Source organism: Nitrospirota bacterium, assembly GCA_023229435.1.
Classification (GTDB): domain Bacteria; phylum Nitrospirota; class UBA9217; order UBA9217; family UBA9217; genus JALNZF01.
Genome location: JALNZF010000006.1, coordinates 174,899 through 189,536 on the forward strand (window position 1 = coordinate 174,899; position 14,638 = coordinate 189,536).

Annotated in this window: 19 protein-coding genes and 1 pseudogene; 13 read left to right on the plus strand and 7 right to left on the minus strand. The window is 50.1% G+C overall.

What is annotated here, in order from left to right; translation table 11 throughout:
• The first annotated feature begins 23 nt into the window (after positions 1–23).
• The 13 genes and pseudogenes from M0R70_06895 to M0R70_06955 all read left to right on the plus strand — a co-directional run bounded on the left by M0R70_06895 (position 24) and on the right by M0R70_06955 (position 10,307).
• Positions 24–218 (plus strand): hypothetical protein, encoded by a 195-nt coding sequence (locus tag M0R70_06895; GenBank protein MCK9419088.1) that lies wholly within the window; start codon positions 24–26, stop codon positions 216–218.
• On the plus strand, positions 125–661 hold the full coding sequence (locus M0R70_06900) for an NUDIX domain-containing protein (protein MCK9419089.1): 537 nt from the start codon (positions 125–127) through the stop codon (positions 659–661). Before M0R70_06895 ends, M0R70_06900 begins: the two co-directional genes overlap by 94 nt.
• 125 nt (positions 662–786) lie before the next feature.
• The gene (locus tag M0R70_06905) at positions 787–3,936 is read left to right on the plus strand and encodes an Eco57I restriction-modification methylase domain-containing protein (GenBank protein ID MCK9419090.1); all 3,150 of its coding nucleotides are present in this window, start codon (positions 787–789) and stop codon (positions 3,934–3,936) included.
• An 88-nt stretch (positions 3,937–4,024) separates the two neighbouring features.
• Complete coding sequence (locus tag M0R70_06910) at positions 4,025–4,870, plus strand: FRG domain-containing protein (protein ID MCK9419091.1); 846 nt, start codon at positions 4,025–4,027, stop codon at positions 4,868–4,870.
• A 48-nt stretch (positions 4,871–4,918) separates the two neighbouring features.
• Positions 4,919–6,610: a DUF4041 domain-containing protein gene (locus tag M0R70_06915; GenBank protein ID MCK9419092.1), complete on the plus strand. Its 1,692-nt coding sequence runs from the start codon at positions 4,919–4,921 to the stop codon at positions 6,608–6,610.
• Positions 6,611–6,712: 102 nt separating this feature from the next.
• Positions 6,713–6,916 carry a DUF1016 N-terminal domain-containing protein gene (locus tag M0R70_06920; GenBank protein ID MCK9419093.1) on the plus strand — a complete coding sequence of 68 codons (204 nt, stop codon included), beginning with the start codon at positions 6,713–6,715 and terminating at the stop codon, positions 6,914–6,916.
• A 35-nt stretch (positions 6,917–6,951) separates the two neighbouring features.
• Complete coding sequence (locus M0R70_06925) at positions 6,952–7,437, plus strand: type II toxin-antitoxin system VapC family toxin (GenBank protein ID MCK9419094.1); 486 nt, start codon at positions 6,952–6,954, stop codon at positions 7,435–7,437.
• Positions 7,424–7,627: a hypothetical protein gene (locus M0R70_06930; GenBank protein ID MCK9419095.1), complete on the plus strand. Its 204-nt coding sequence runs from the start codon at positions 7,424–7,426 to the stop codon at positions 7,625–7,627. The genes M0R70_06925 and M0R70_06930 overlap by 14 nt, the downstream gene beginning before the upstream one ends.
• A gap of 177 nt (positions 7,628–7,804) precedes the next feature.
• Entirely contained in the window at positions 7,805–7,990 is a 186-nt protein-coding gene (locus M0R70_06935) for a hypothetical protein (GenBank protein MCK9419096.1), read from the plus strand.
• 11 nt (positions 7,991–8,001) lie between these two features.
• Positions 8,002–8,124, plus strand: a pseudogene (locus M0R70_06940) (DUF2283 domain-containing protein).
• 113 nt (positions 8,125–8,237) lie between these two features.
• Positions 8,238–8,450, plus strand: a complete 213-nt coding sequence (locus M0R70_06945; protein MCK9419097.1) for a hypothetical protein — start codon at positions 8,238–8,240, stop codon at positions 8,448–8,450.
• On the plus strand, positions 8,444–8,680 hold the full coding sequence (locus tag M0R70_06950) for a type II toxin-antitoxin system RelE/ParE family toxin (GenBank protein ID MCK9419098.1): 237 nt from the start codon (positions 8,444–8,446) through the stop codon (positions 8,678–8,680). The genes M0R70_06945 and M0R70_06950 overlap by 7 nt, the downstream gene beginning before the upstream one ends.
• A gap of 244 nt (positions 8,681–8,924) precedes the next feature.
• On the plus strand, positions 8,925–10,307 hold the full coding sequence (locus tag M0R70_06955; protein ID MCK9419099.1) for an NAD(P)/FAD-dependent oxidoreductase: 1,383 nt from the start codon (positions 8,925–8,927) through the stop codon (positions 10,305–10,307).
• Positions 10,308–10,503: 196 nt separating this feature from the next.
• Here M0R70_06955 and M0R70_06960 read toward each other — a convergent pair whose 3' ends face one another.
• The 7 genes from M0R70_06960 to M0R70_06990 form a co-directional block, all read right to left on the minus strand.
• Positions 10,504–10,776, minus strand: a complete 273-nt coding sequence (locus tag M0R70_06960; protein ID MCK9419100.1) for a hypothetical protein — start codon at positions 10,774–10,776, stop codon at positions 10,504–10,506.
• Positions 10,777–11,276: 500 nt separating this feature from the next.
• Positions 11,277–11,657, minus strand: coding sequence for a HEPN domain-containing protein (locus M0R70_06965; GenBank protein MCK9419101.1), 381 nt, complete (start codon positions 11,655–11,657; stop codon positions 11,277–11,279).
• Entirely contained in the window at positions 11,654–11,974 is a 321-nt protein-coding gene (locus tag M0R70_06970; protein MCK9419102.1) for a nucleotidyltransferase domain-containing protein, read from the minus strand. Before M0R70_06970 ends, M0R70_06965 begins: the two co-directional genes overlap by 4 nt.
• A gap of 16 nt (positions 11,975–11,990) precedes the next feature.
• Positions 11,991–12,269 (minus strand): DUF433 domain-containing protein, encoded by a 279-nt coding sequence (locus tag M0R70_06975; GenBank protein MCK9419103.1) that lies wholly within the window; start codon positions 12,267–12,269, stop codon positions 11,991–11,993.
• Positions 12,270–12,406: 137 nt separating this feature from the next.
• A complete protein-coding gene (locus tag M0R70_06980) occupies positions 12,407–13,072 on the minus strand; it encodes a lipoate--protein ligase family protein (protein MCK9419104.1) in 666 nt (221 codons plus the stop codon).
• Between the two features lie 43 nt (positions 13,073–13,115).
• Positions 13,116–14,036 carry a lysophospholipid acyltransferase family protein gene (locus M0R70_06985; GenBank protein ID MCK9419105.1) on the minus strand — a complete coding sequence of 307 codons (921 nt, stop codon included), beginning with the start codon at positions 14,034–14,036 and terminating at the stop codon, positions 13,116–13,118.
• 113 nt (positions 14,037–14,149) lie between these two features.
• Positions 14,150–14,347, minus strand: coding sequence for a zinc ribbon domain-containing protein (locus M0R70_06990; protein ID MCK9419106.1), 198 nt, complete (start codon positions 14,345–14,347; stop codon positions 14,150–14,152).
• Positions 14,348–14,638 lie beyond the last annotated feature (291 nt).

The window sequence follows — 14,638 nt, forward strand, 5'->3', positions numbered from 1 at the left end:
ATGCTGAGGAGGGGGCCGTCAGGATGGAATATTTTGACGTTTTGGACTGCACCGGCCGCAAGACCGGCGAAATCATTTCACGCGATGAGGCGCACCGGATCGGCGCGTGGCACGGGGCTTTTCATTGTCTCATCATCTCTTTGCAAGACGGCGGGGGACAAGCGCTCTTTCAGAAGCGGTCAGCACAGAAAAAGATAGCGCCCGGCAATTTGATGTAAGCGTTGGTGGGCACTACGCTGCAGGCGAGGATGCAACGGTCGCCGGTCCGCGGGAGATCAGGGAGGAACTTGGTCTTGAAGCGCGTTTCACGGATTTACTGCCTGTCGGCCGCAGGGTGTTTGTGTACTGTTCTACTCCCGGAGTGATTGAATACGAAATCCAGGATGTGTTTATACTTATGCGTCATGTCCGGCCTGAGGCGCTTGTCCTCCAGAAGGAAGAAGTAGACAGCGTGCTTGAGATGGACCTTGAGCAGGGGATCGAGCTTTTCTCCGGTAACCGATCGAGCGCGGAGGGCGCCCTGTACAGGACTGGAGCGCGGGAAGAGCGGGTGCGCGTGACCACGGACGATTTTGTCCCCAGTATTGACAGTTATTACCTGAAACTTCTGCTGCTTGCGCAACGGTGTCTGAATGGAGAACGCAAACTTCTTTCGATCTGAATGAGCCCGGCGCCTGTCCGCGTTCGTTCTTAAACCACCTCATCCTTCGCTTGTCTTTGGCCCCGTTTGATGATATTCTATGAACGGTTGAAAGCTGTACGCGATTACTCTTCATCGGAGGCCGCATGGCAGCGCCCAAGGAAATCCTTGATCTGGTGGAACGCTTCGAACGGAACCGTGAGGCCTACAAGTCCGGGCAGTATAATGAAATGCAGCTCCGGCAGGAGTTTCTCGATCCCTTTTTCTCGGCCCTCGGCTGGGACATGAACAACAGCCAAGGCTATGCCGAGGCGTATAAGGACGTTATCCACGAAGACTCCATCAAGGTCGGCGCGGACACCAAGGCCCCGGACTATTGCTTTCGCATCGGCGGTACGAGGAAGTTTTTCCTCGAAGCAAAGAAACCGTCGATCTACATCAAAGAAGAAATTCCGCCCGCCTTTCAGCTTCGCCGCTATGCCTGGTCGGCCAAACTTCCCTTAAGCATCCTGTGTGACTTCGAAGAGTTCGCGATCTACGACACGCGCATCAAGCCAGACAAAACCGATAAAGCCTCCAACGCACGCATCCATTACTTTACTTACAAAGAATACGAAAAGCAATGGGACCTCATCTTTTCCGTGTTCTCGCGCGAGGCGGTGCTCAGGGGCTCTTTTGACAAGTACGCCGAGAAGAGCAGGCTCAAGAAGGGCACTGCAACGGTGGATGACGCATTTCTGAAAGAGATCGAAGATTGGCGCGACATGCTCGCCCGGAACATCGCTCTCCGAAATGCCGACCTTACCCAGCGGGAGTTGAATTTCGCGGTCCAGCGCACCATCGACCGCATTGTGTTCCTGCGCATCTGCGAGGACCGGGGCATTGAGGAATACGGAAGGCTCCAGACCCAGCTGAACGGCACGAATGTTTACAAGCGGCTTGTCCAGCTCTTCAGCCAGGCGGATGATCGGTACAATTCCGGTCTGTTCCATTTCCAGCGGGAAAAAGACCGGCACGAAGAGCCGGACAAACTCACCCCGAACATTTCCATCGACGACAAACCATTAAAAGACATCATCAACCGTCTCTACTATCCCGAAAGCCCTTATGAATTTTCCGTCCTCTCCGCCGACATCCTCGGCCAGGTCTATGAGCAGTTCCTCGGGAAGGTCATTCGTTTGACTGATGGGCATCGTGCTGTTGTCGAGGAGAAACCCGAGGTCAGGAAAGCCGGTGGTGTCTATTACACGCCGAAGTACATCGTGGACTATATTGTCAGGAACACTGTGGGCGCATTATTGACCAACCCCCCTTTGAAAAAGGGGGGCACGGGGGGATTTGATTCGTCGGTGGAAAATCCCCCTCAATCCCCCTTTGCCAAAGGGGGAAATAAGATAACACCCAAAGAAGCATCGAAGCTGAAAATCCTCGACCCTGCCTGCGGGTCTGGTTCATTCCTTCTTGGCGCATACCAATACCTCCTCGACTGGCACCGCGATTGGTATGTGAATGACGATCCAAAGAAGTGGGCCACGAGCAAGAACCCGACGCTGTATCAGGCCCAGGGCGGTGATTATCGTCTGACCACCGCCGAAAGGAAACGTATCTTGCTGAACAACATCTACGGCGTCGACATCGACTCGCAGGCCGTGGAAGTGACGAAGTTGTCTCTCCTTCTCAAAGTTCTCGAAGGCGAGAACAACCAGACCCTTAAGAGCCAGCTCCGCATGTTCCATGAACGCGCTCTGCCCGACCTTGGCGACAATATCAAGTGCGGCAACTCGCTTATCGGGCACGACTATAATAAGCAGCTGACGATTCAACCGGACAAAGATGAAATTGTACGCATCAATGCCTTTGACTGGGAAACAGAATATACAAAAATAATGGATGCTGGCGGTTTCGATGCAATTATTGGAAATCCGCCATATATCCGGATACAGACGATGAAGGAGTGGGCACCCGTCGAGGTCGAACTTTATAAAGACCTTTACCAAGCTGCTGCAACAGGCAGCTACGATATTTATGTTGTCTTTGTTGAAAAAGGGCTGAGACTCTTGAGTAAAGTTGGCCGACTAGGCTTCATTTTACCTCACAAGTTCTTCAATGCACAATATGGCGAAGCCTTACGTTCTATCATTGCTAAAGGAAAGCATCTCGCGCAAGTTGTTCATTTCGATAATCAGCAGGTTTTCGCAGGAGCGACAACGTATACTTGCCTCTTGTTCCTTGACAAGGCGGGCTGTTCTGAGTGCAAATTCATTAAAGTTGATGATCTTAACAGCTGGCGTGCTGAAGGTAGGAGTACCGAAGGGGATATACCTTCAAAACATGTTACTGCGTCTGAGTGGAACTTTACAGTCGGCAGCGGTGCAGATCTTTTTGAGAAGTTGAACAAAATGCCTGTGAAGTTAAAAAATGTGGCAGATAGAATCTTCCAAGGTTTGGTAACGGGCGCCGATCCCGTATTTATTCTATCAGATGTTGGACGCGGTCGCTATTTTTCTGAAGCTACTCAACAAGAACATCGTATCGAACGTGAACTGATGCATCCACTTTGCAAAGGATCAGTGAACATTCGACGTTATCATGTTAATGAATTGACGAAATCGATATTGTTTCCGTATAGGCTTGTAGAAGGGAAAGCTATCTTGCTAACCACAAAGGAGCTTTCAGATAAATATCCGGCGGCATGGGACTATTTAAAGACAAACCGGTCAACGCTCGAAGCGCGAGAGCGTGGAAAATGGAAACATGATAAATGGTATGCGTTCGGTCGTTCACAGAACCTCAGTGAGATGGAACAGGCCAAAATACTGACCCCCAGTATTGCCAGTAAGGCATCGTTTACTTTAGACGCAAACGATTATTACTATTTTGTTGGAAGTGGTGGCGGTGGTGGTGGCGGCTACGGAATCACGCTAAAAGATAGCGAATATTCCATGCAATATGTTTTAGGTTTGCTTAACTCAAAACTACTTGATGTTTTTTTAAAATCATACAGCAGCCAATTTAGCGGGGGATATTATGCGTACAACAGGCAATATATAGAGCGGCTTCCTATACGCACCGTCAACTTCACCGATCCAACCAACAAAGCCAGCCACGACAAAATGGTGTCACTAGTCGCCCAAATGCTATCGCTCAACAAACAACTGCCTGATGCGAAAACTAACCACGAAAAGACCGCTCTCCAGCGCCAGATCGACGCCACCGATCAACAGATTGATCAGTTGGTGTATGAGTTGTACGGTTTGACGGAGGAGGAAATAAAGATTGTGGAGGCGAGAGCGTAAACGGGTTCCCCGCACGCTCTTCCTGTACGGCGTGGGATATCGTCTGCTAAGAGATTGAATTACAATCAAAGCATTGAAAGGAATATCCATGCCTGACTTTTATGAAGAGCCGATTAATACCTGGGCCAACTTTCTCAAAAAGATAGAAAAGTTAGAGGAGAATCCTGCCCGACAATGGGTTTTTCGCGGGCAGTTCTCTGACTTGTCCTTAAAGACAACGTTTGAGCGTGCATGTGAAGATTACTGCTTAGATACAAAGCGAAAGATGGCTGATATAGAAAGTACCTTGATTAAAGATTTCCAACGTCGCTATCATGGGGAGAACAAAGAACTCGTAATATCCGATACACTCTACTGTCTCTCCGTCATGCAACATCATGGCGCACCTACGCGCCTTTTAGATTTTAATTATTCACCTTTCATTGCTCTTTTCTTCAGTTTGGAGGCAGGCTTCAAACGAAAAGACACAGATTGTAAAGACCCTGTTGTATGGTGTATAAATAGCAAATGGTGTCGTAAACAGGCAGAGAAACGTGTCGGGAAAGTGCGCATAAAGATGCGCAATGAAAAAAGAGACGAAAATAGCTTTAAACGGTTATATATGAAAAACGCTGCTAAATTCGTATTCCTAGAAAATGCACTCTCACTTAACAGGCGGCTCATTATTCAGCAGGGGGTTTTTCTCTGTCCCGGGAATGTTTCTATCCCTTTTGAAAAAAATTTAAAGGCTTTACCTGAATGGCACAAAAAAGAGAATATCATTAAATTCGTGATTAAAATGAAAGATCCGGCAGAATATAAAAAGGCGCTTGAAAAACTATATCGCATGAATATTAGCCACGAGAGCTTGTTCCCGGGGCTGGATGGAGTTGCTAAATCACTCAAAAGTAAGCTGCCAATTTATGAAAAGATTTCTGAAAAGGGGTGGATTTGATTGCTATCAGGCATTATCAATAGTACCAGTTAAAGGGGATTCAGGCTTATGACAGATTTTCAATTACTTCTAATCACGGCAATAGCCGCCGTTATCTTCCTCGGTTTCCAGCTGTTGAAGCTGAGAAAGAGTGCGACTCAACGTGACACTGAATTACGCGAATTAAAAAACAAGTACGATAAGGAAAGCAAACAGTGGGCTGCACGCGCCACGGCTTTGGAGTCTGACAATAAACGTCTGTCCAAGTGGGCTGTAGTTGCCGATGCTGACGCAAGAGCGCAGGAACTGATCAAAACAGCACAGGCGGTCATGGATAAAGCAACCACAGATGCAGCTACTCTGACCGCCGGTGCTCAACAAGAAGCATCCACGTTGCTGGCAAATGCCAATAATGAGGTCAACACGATAACATCAGAAGCGAAACAACAGTCGAAGGAACTTAAAGAGGAAGCCAAGGCTACCCTTAATTCTGCGACCGTCCAGGCCGGGACCATTGTAGACGCGGCCAATAAGAGGGCAGAGGAAATCGCCGGAAGTGCTTATGAGGCCATGAAAAATGCGTCTCTTTACGAGCAGACAGTCAAGGCGATGAAAAATCTTATAGAAGGGTATGGCGACCAATACATCGTACCAGGACATAGCTTGCTTGATGATTTGGCCGAGGAGTTCGGGTACGCACAGGCAGGAGAAGAACTTAAGAAAGCAAGGGAACGTTCAAAGCTAATGATCCGCAACGGCACTGCGGCTACCTGTGACTACGTCGAGCAAAATAGGCGAGAAACCGCCATCAACTTCGTAACAGACGCATTCAATGGGAAAGTGGACTCCATTCTGTCGCGGGTCAAGAATGATAATGCTGGAAAATTGGATCAGGAATTCCGCGACGCCTTCACGCTGGTAAACTTCAATGGGAAGGCTTTCAGGGATGCAAGAGTCACCGAAGAATACATGAATTCACGGCTTGAAGAATTGAAATGGGCTGCTATTGCACAGCAGCTTAAACTGGAAGACCGAGAAGAGCAGCGTCGGATCAAAGAACAGATTCGCGAGGAGGAAAAAGCGCGTCGTGAATACGAGCGTGCCATGCGTGAAGCCGCCAAAGACGAAGAAATGCTTCATAAGGCAATGGAAAAGGCCCAAAAGCAGTTCGATCAGGCAGGTGCCGAACAGAAGGCCAAGTATGAACTGCAACTGCAGGAACTTACCGAGAAGCTAAAGCAGGCGGAAGAACGAAATCAACGTGCGCTATCCATGGCACAGCAGACAAAGCGCGGCCACGTGTACATTATCTCGAATATCGGATCATTTGGTGAGCATGTATATAAAATCGGTTTGACCCGAAGACTTGAACCTCAGGACCGAATACGTGAACTCGGGGACTCAAGCGTTCCCTTTGAATTCGATGTCCACGCGCTTATCTTCAGTGAGAATGCTCCGGCATTAGAGCTCCAACTGCACCGGCATTTTCTCTTGAAACAAATGAATAAAGTCAACTATCGCAAGGAGTTTTTCGAGGTTGACCTTCAGCATATTCGCGAAGAAGTTGAAAAACTTGGTCTCGCCGGAACCGTAAAATGGACGATGACTGCTGCGGCACAGGAATATCACGAGACGCTTGCAATAGAGAAGGCCATCAGTGAGGATCCTAAAAAGCGAGAGGCATGGATCATGCGACAGTTGGAACTTGATCCCGTAAAAAATGGCATGGTAGAACCTTTGGAAGCGTTGGCGGAAGAATAGGTCAGCCAGTAGGTTGGGTTGAACTCAGTGAAACCCAACATAATCACCCCTGTATTCCAGCTTCAGCGGTTGTTTCATAAGGAAAGTTGGTAGAGTCACTTTATGACCGACATTGCACAAGATCACGAGAGCCTCGACCACGTCTATGGGCGCATCAAGAACGTTCTGACCCAGGCGCGATCCCGCGCATGGCAGGCTGTCAATGCGGCAATGGTCGCGTCCTACTGGGAAGTTGGCCGGATCATTATAGAAGAGGAGCAACGGGGCAAGGCTCGAGCTGACTATGACATGTGTTCCTGCAGCTGATAAAGGCAAGGCCATTTTGGGGAGGGCTTGGTGAAATGAAAAAGCTGAAAATATACCTCGATACATCAGTCATCAATTTCCTTTTTGTCGACGACGCCCCTGAGTTCAGAAGAATCACTGAGGATTTTTTTGACAACTATGTCAAAACCGGCAAATACATCACCTACATCTCCGATGTCGTCATTGCCGAAATAGAAAAGACGAAAAACGTGGAGAAAAAGAAACAGCTCCTCGAAGTCATTGAGAAATATTCCCTAAGAATTTTCGCAATTGACAAGGCTGTCGAAGATCTTGCCGCGGCCTATATCCGAGAAAAAGTCATTCCAGAAAAGAAGCTGGAAGATGCGCAGCATATAGCGATCGCCACCAGCAATCAAGTGGACGTGCTTTTGTCCTGGAATTTTAAACATCTTGCTAACATTCAGAAGCAGATTAGTGTTAAAATAGTGAATGAGAGAGAGGGTTATTTCTACCCGCTGGTTTTGGCGAATCCCATGGAGGTTGTCTATGAAAACGATTGAAAAGACCGCCCCTGTTTCGAAGGCCCTTGCCGAGGTCTGGGAATGGAAAGATGCGGTGTATAACGACGTTAAGGACATGTGCTTTGAGGAAAAACAGGAATACTATGCACGAGGACGGGAAGAGGCCGCAAAAATTCTGAAGGGGAAACTGAAGGCCAACCCCGACGGAAGTTATTCCATCGTAAAGTAGCTTCGGATTGAATTCAATATAGGAAAAGATATCGGCGCCTTGTTGGAAAGTTATGAGGAATCTCACAGGGCCAAGTCAACAAGGTAAAATTAAAGACGCGTACGATGGTAACGGCGTCAACAGACTGCTCGGGTATCGCGATATTGAAATATGCTCTCCGGAGGAGGTGGCTGACTTATGAAAAGACCGAAGGCGCTTAAGGAAATACACGAAATCATGGAAAAAATATACGAAGAAGAAAAGGACCTCAGCGCTGATCAGCGGGTGGCAAGAATACGCGAAGAGTCGGAAAAATACTTGAAAGACCGGAAACTGCATCTGAAGCGCGCAAAACCAAGGACCATGAAGCATAGCGCCGCTTGAGGGGAACAGCCATGGCCCAACAGATAAAAATATGGTATGACGCGGAAGGTGATTTTTTGGAGGTTCTCTTCTCTGATAAAGCCGGATATATGAAAGAAACGAATAACGATGCGGTTATGGAACGGGTGGACGAGTAGGGCAATGTTCTCGGGTTCACGGTAATGGGAGTAAGCCGATTAACCAAGGAAAAGCCGTTGGTAGCTGACTTGATTCCCGCCTAACAAGGTCTTCATTTGGAGGATAATCCATGAACGTTACAAAGGAAAAGCTGGAAACGCTCATCAAAGAACTACCCGATACCGTCGATATTGAGGATGTGATGTATCGCCTCTATTTGCTGCAAAAGATCGAAGCAGGAGATGCCGCAATCAAGGCCGGTAATACTCTCACCCATGAAGAAACCCTAACAAGGCTGTCGAAAAATGGCAGAACTAATATGGGGCGAGGTTGCTATTGCTGACCTGGAAGGTATTTACGACTACATCGCACGCGGTTCACACCCGCCTGCGTCACAGTCCGGAATCCGGACGGCACATCCCCGAATTTCCATATCTTCCCCACCGAGAACTAATCGTTGATAATTATCGTGTCATTTATCGCTATGCTGCGGACCGCGGAATGGTTTTGATTACAACGGTAGTGCATGGTCGTCGGCTTCAGATCGAACCGCTCATAACCGAAGAAGGGTGAGCAGCCCGTAGGTCTAAGACAAAACCGCTCACGAAAAGTCCGCCCTCCAGAGCTGGATAGCCGCCACGGATCAGCGGCGATCCGCCATTTCAGTTCCGCCCGGGGCTTGACTAATACCGAGATTACGATACAATTCTAATAGAGAAAAGAACATGAATGGTATATGAAATGCATTTGAACTTTGAACGCAGCCTGCCCTCGAATGGTCCTGTCGGGGGAACTTTGAACTTTTAACTTTTATCCTATGCCCACCTCCTACGACGTCATCATCATCGGCACCGGGCCCGCAGGCATCTTCGCGGCGCTCGAACTCGTCAAAAACTCCGATCTCAAAGTTCTTATGATCGAGAAGGGCAGCGATATTAAGCAGCGTGCCTGCCCCATGGTCGAATCCGACAGCCCCTGCGTGCAGTGCAGTCTTTGTAGCATCCTGTGCGGCTGGGGCGGCGCAGGCGCGTACAGCGACGGCAAGCTTACGCTCACTCCTGAATTCGGCGGCTGGCTGAAGGACTACCTTTCTGCTGAAGACCTCTCTACCTTCATCGACTACGTCGACGCTGTCTATCTGTCCTTTGGCGCCGGAGGAGCGGTGCACGGCGAGGACAATGCCGCCCTGTCCCGTCTCAAGAAAAAAGCCGCGGGATACAACCTTGAGCTCATCCCCGCGCGCATCAGGCATATCGGCACCGACCTCTGCAAGGAAGTCCTGAGCAGGATCAGGGAACATCTCACCGGCAAGATCGACATCATTTTTGAAGTCCCGGTGGAGCAGATCAAGACCAGGAACGGGGAAGTGACCGGCGTCACGACAGAGGATGGGAATGCGTTCGATGCAACCTATGTCATTGCGGCGGCCGGCAGGGAAGGGTCCACCTGGCTCTCGGGAGAGGCGAAGCGACTTGGGTTATCGGTCCAAAAAAATCCGGTGGACATCGGGGTGCGAGTCGAGCTTCCTGCCCCCATCATGAAAGACATTACCGATGTGGCGTATGAAGGAAAGTTCATCTATTACTCCAGAAGATTTCGCGACCGCGTGCGGACGTTCTGCATGAATCCCTACGGCGAGGTGGTGAAGGAATACAGCGAGGGCATTTACAGCGTGAACGGCCACAGCTACCGGAACAGGACCACGGACAACACCAACTTTGCCCTGCTTGTGAGCACTGATTTCACGAAGCCTTTTGATGAGCCGATAGCCTATGCCAAATATATCGCCGGTCTTGCGAACCTGCTGGGCGGAGGTGTCATCGTCCAGCGGCTCGGCGACCTCAAGATGGGAAGAAGGTCAACGCCTGAACGCATCGCGGAAGGTTCGGTCCGACCCACGCTCGAAGATGCCACGCCCGGTGACCTGAGCTTTATCCTGCCGTACCGACATCTTCATAACATCACCGAGATGCTCGAGGCGCTTGACAATATTGCGCCGGGCGTGAACTCGGGTGATACCCTGCTCTACGGTGTTGAAGTGAAGTTCTATTCCATGAAGTTGAAACTCACGCCGCGTCTTGAAACGGAAGTGAAGAACCTCTTCGCTGTTGGAGATGGGGCGGGAGTGACCCGCGGGTTGATCCAGGCGTCGATATCCGGTGTTGTGGCGGCGAGGGAGGTGTTGCGGAGGAAACTTTAGTAATTAAGGGTCCTTCCGGAACGAGTGTGGGTAGCACCAAAATATAGCATAGGGGAAAGATCATAACCCCCGGCAGTTAAAAGGGAAAGCCCTGAATTCTCCGTTGGTTATGCACTACTGTGCGAAAACAGGTGATCTCAACATATTGGGGTATCCCACACTAAACCCGGAAGCGGCAAATGCTTTAGCAGCCTATTCAATTCGTTCCTTTGTTTTTGGCTACCAATACAATGCCTGTTCCGCTTAGAATAAGCAAGCCCGAAAAAGAAAGTGGATATTTCAGTGGAATAGCAATTCGTGAAATAAGATTACCAGCCGCATCAATACTATACGTATCTCTGAAAACGATTTCCATGCGGAATATATTGCCTATAATATTCAGTCCAGCGTGATAACCAGATGAAAAGAAAAAACTTATGAATAAAATGCCAAGTCCCACGAGAATTATGATGACGCCTTTATTTTTCATGTTACCTCCTATATAACCTGACAACCTAGCTCTGGGGCACCGCACCATTCATAGTATTTCGAACGAATATACGATTGATTCACGGCAATGTCAACCATGTCCAATAGGAACGGGGGTAGCTGTTAACAAATTCAGGTTGTATCTTGATGAGTTTCAAAGAATAGCCCCGATAACGACTTCAGGAAGTACATGTTAACGTAATGCTAATAGTAAATGTCTTAACAGATCCTCGGCAACTGTTCTTCCTGCAGCATAGCGCTAATTGGGCTGCCGCCGATGGATGTTTCGTGCATGACCATACCGGCAGACGTATCCGAGATCTCTTCAATGATCGCGGCATGATGGCCAAACTCGATGATAGTTGGGGTCTTGAAAAGACAGCCCCTTATATTTCAAGACCTGTCCGCGGATCCACCTCAGCAATGATTCGATTCTATCCAGCGCCATTCCTTGTCCACCGGACAGGGGACGCATAAGGCGGACTCTCTCATTCAATCAGGTCAAACCTGTCCCAGAAAACGCTCTGCCATTTCAAGAAATTGTCGCGCCCGATCCATATGCCGATCGACTTCCTCCGCGGTAAGGCTGGAATGAATATCGTAGTCGCCGACATTGCGGATGCCTTCGGCTTCAATTAGGTAGCGGTGGTACTCCTTCGGGACACGGCCCGTCTTCGCGAACAGTTGCCCGAACGCCGCGATCACGGCTGAATGCTTCGAATACGTGGGCCCTTCGCCGAGCAAGAGCGCTTCGGTAGCATAAAACATCGCATAATATGCGCGCGATGCCGCAAAGCTGGTGAACCCCTTGCCGGCAAGCAGCCGGGCGGCCTCAAGGCTTTCCTGCGCCTTCCGGATGAGCGCCGCCTGATCGGGGGTCATACCGCCACTCCTTCGCGCCGTACATTGATGAGCAGCGGGCTCTGCTCTGTCTCATACCGTTCCGCAGAAACAAAGGTGCAGGATATGACGACATCATGTTTAAGTGACAGCTCCGAAGCGATTCCGCCCGTGCGCGCAATCTCTTCACCCGGTTTTACAGCGCCCTTCAGCACGATGAGAGCATCGATGTCCGATCCCGGTGACGCATCGCCCCGAGAATGGGAGCCGAAAAGCATGATCCTGACGAGCGATTCTCCATAAAGATCCTTTAGCGACCGCCGCATTTCGAGCATAATGTTCTGCACCGTTGGATCCATATTTTCTCCTCCATCGTCAGCTCGCGACTGCGTGCGGCTCCATCTCGTTCTCGGTTATATCTTTTTCTATCTCTTTCCGATTGTCGTAGTAATAGGAAAATGCATCATGCACCTGTGCGGGCTTGAGCTGGGGGAATTCACGCATTACGTCTTCAATGGTCATGCCCTGTTTGTACCACTGGATCAGAGACCATACCGGTATTCTGGTGCCGCGGATGATGCTTCTGCCGCCGCAGACGCCTTTTTTCCTCATAACATACGGGTGAATGGATATTTTTTTAACCGCGAGATTCATAATGAAAGCACCTCCTCAAAGCCTCAATATTTTCATTTTTATCTTACAATCAATGTTCTATGAAGTCAAGGCGAAGAAACATCAAATAGCTCGTACGGCAATTCTATCCATCGCCCTTGCGAACAGAGAACTGTGAACTACGTCGTAAATTCTATTCCGAGCGCTTCTGAAAATCCTTTCACCAAAGCTTCCTTCACCTTTTCAAGAGAGACATCCTTGCCGAGTTCCTGCCTGATTGATGTGACGACATTACCGCTGCCGCCGCCGGGGATGACCTCGGCTTCGAGCGCGGCATCGTAGTCCATGAGGATCGAGCCATGTTGAAGAAAGGCGCCGGACAGCCTGCGCTGGGCGCTGCCGATGATCTTCCTGTTGTGCACGAGGATCTCGTACCAGGAAGGAGAGGAGAAACAGGCGGGGTCCCGAGCATCCTTCTTTACGAGAGCCGCGTGCCTGCTGGAACGCGAGACCATCTCCGCGGGGATGCCGAGGTTCTTGAGCCCCTGGAGAAGTCCGGCGGCGATGAGCTTGTAGGCGCCGAGGACATTCGTGGGGAAGAGGGGATCGTCCGTGCGCGCAATGATGCTGTAGGTGAGTTCCTTGCAATGGAGAACGGCCCTGCCTCCGGTGATGCGCCGCACGATGTCGATGCCGCGCTGTTTACAGATTTCGGCATTCACCGCGCCTTCGATCTTCTGAAATCTGCCGATCGAGACGGCGGCCGGTTCCCAGGTGTAAAAACGGAGAACCGGTACCTGTTCTCCCGCCTGCGCGCGGGCGAGCAGTTCTTCATCAACGGCCATGTTATACACACCGAGATTTGGTCCCGAGTCAATCAAACGCCATTTATTCATAGAGAGAGGGTTCGTTGTTCGGCCGGGTCTTGAAGCGGCGATAGAACCACAGGTACTGTTCCGGCATTTCGCGCACCCATTTTTCGATTTCCTTGTTCATATGCGCTGTATCGGCCATTGGATCGGTAGTTGGAAAGTTCTCAAGGGGCGGGTAGAGGCGCAATTCGTACCCCCGTCCTCCGGGAAGGATGCGGGTGATACAGGGGAGGACGGCTGCATTCGTACTTTCCGCAAGGCGGCTCAAGAGCGTCACGGTTGCCGTGGGTATGCCGAAGAAGGGGACAAAGACGCTTGCACGCTCCCCCATATCCTGGTCCGGTAAGTAGTAAAAAATCCACCCATCGCGGATGGCGCGGATGATCGGTTTCAGGCTTGCCATTCGTTCCACGAAAATAGAGCCGAACCTGCTGCGACGATGAAAAAGGTACTCCAGCAACGGATTCCTGGATTTGCGGTACATGGTCACGTACTTCTTGTCTCTATCCGCAGCCAGACGGAACCCTCCTATGTCCAGACCGATGAAGTGAGGCGCGAGCACGATGACCTTTTTACCGCTTGCCAGGACTTCATCCAGATACTGCTGGCCTCGCATGGTGACGAACCGTTTGATCCTCCACCGTGGCGCGAACCAGGATACACCGAGGCTGAGGATGGCGAAGCCGCTGAGACGAAAATGTCGCTTTATGAGCAGCCGACGCTTAAGCAGGGTCAAGTTCGGGAAGCACAACTCGATGTTGCGCTCGGCAAAGCGGCGATTGTGAGTGGGGAACCAGGACGCGATCGATCCGAGGCAGATGCCCAGGACCCAGAGCACGCGCGAAGGCATCCAACTCATGATGAGCATGAGCGCCAGGACCGGCCATGCATACCAGTACCGGGGATGGAGGAATGTTTTGAGGGAGACAAAAGCCATAATGAGCCGATTCAGTTGTGGCAAGGCAGTTTTACATAAAAAAGCCTGAGAGTCAAGTGACTCTCAGGTTTGTAAGGTGTTCTGATCCGCGCACGGCGGATCGATCAGGAACCTCAGCCTCCGCCCCAGGAATGTCCCCCGGTGCTGCAGACCGCGTTATTGCCGCCAACCGACGAAAACTGGGAGATGAGCTTCCTGGCTTTTTTCGAGCTGCAGTAGGGGCAGACCGTATCTTCAGCTTTTGCGGTCATGGATTGCAAAAGCACGAACTCTTTGTTGCAACCCTCGCATACATATTCATAAAACGGCATGGTGTGTACTCCTTTCAACAATTGTTCTATTAAAGCATCACTTGCAGCAGCGCTCGCTCGCGCCTGCACGGTACAACATAATACTCATCGGGCAGAAGCCTGTCAAGGCGAAAATGGTGAGCATGGCGCCCACGAATGAAAAATTCAGGGTTCAGGGGACAGGGTATAGACATAATGGTTGACAGTTGAAAATCAAGTGACCTGCCCCTTGCAACGTGGGTTATACTTGGGAACCCAGTTCCCAAATACAGAGCCACACCAAGGAGGCAGGTCATGAAACATTCTATCATT

Bases quoted from the DNA above. Each gene is read 5' to 3' on its own strand.
- M0R70_06915 (MCK9419092.1), top strand. From the start codon at position 4,919: ATGACAGATTTTCAATTACTTCTAATCACGGCAATAGCCGCCGTTATC.
- M0R70_06990 (MCK9419106.1), bottom strand. From the start codon at position 14,347: ATGCCGTTTTATGAATATGTATGCGAGGGTTGCAACAAAGAGTTCGTG.
- M0R70_06935 (MCK9419096.1), top strand. From the start codon at position 7,805: ATGAAAAGACCGAAGGCGCTTAAGGAAATACACGAAATCATGGAAAAA.
- M0R70_06960 (MCK9419100.1), bottom strand. From the start codon at position 10,776: ATGAAAAATAAAGGCGTCATCATAATTCTCGTGGGACTTGGCATTTTA.
- M0R70_06895 (MCK9419088.1), top strand. From the start codon at position 24: ATGGAATATTTTGACGTTTTGGACTGCACCGGCCGCAAGACCGGCGAA.
- M0R70_06980 (MCK9419104.1), bottom strand. From the start codon at position 13,072: ATGGCCGTTGATGAAGAACTGCTCGCCCGCGCGCAGGCGGGAGAACAG.
- M0R70_06930 (MCK9419095.1), top strand. From the start codon at position 7,424: ATGAAAACGATTGAAAAGACCGCCCCTGTTTCGAAGGCCCTTGCCGAG.
- M0R70_06905 (MCK9419090.1), top strand. From the start codon at position 787: ATGGCAGCGCCCAAGGAAATCCTTGATCTGGTGGAACGCTTCGAACGG.
- M0R70_06985 (MCK9419105.1), bottom strand. From the start codon at position 14,036: ATGGCTTTTGTCTCCCTCAAAACATTCCTCCATCCCCGGTACTGGTAT.
- M0R70_06975 (MCK9419103.1), bottom strand. From the start codon at position 12,269: ATGAATCTCGCGGTTAAAAAAATATCCATTCACCCGTATGTTATGAGG.
- M0R70_06945 (MCK9419097.1), top strand. From the start codon at position 8,238: ATGAACGTTACAAAGGAAAAGCTGGAAACGCTCATCAAAGAACTACCC.
- M0R70_06925 (MCK9419094.1), top strand. From the start codon at position 6,952: ATGAAAAAGCTGAAAATATACCTCGATACATCAGTCATCAATTTCCTT.
- M0R70_06920 (MCK9419093.1), top strand. From the start codon at position 6,713: ATGACCGACATTGCACAAGATCACGAGAGCCTCGACCACGTCTATGGG.
- M0R70_06970 (MCK9419102.1), bottom strand. From the start codon at position 11,974: ATGGATCCAACGGTGCAGAACATTATGCTCGAAATGCGGCGGTCGCTA.
- M0R70_06910 (MCK9419091.1), top strand. From the start codon at position 4,025: ATGCCTGACTTTTATGAAGAGCCGATTAATACCTGGGCCAACTTTCTC.
- M0R70_06955 (MCK9419099.1), top strand. From the start codon at position 8,925: ATGCCCACCTCCTACGACGTCATCATCATCGGCACCGGGCCCGCAGGC.
- M0R70_06965 (MCK9419101.1), bottom strand. From the start codon at position 11,657: ATGACCCCCGATCAGGCGGCGCTCATCCGGAAGGCGCAGGAAAGCCTT.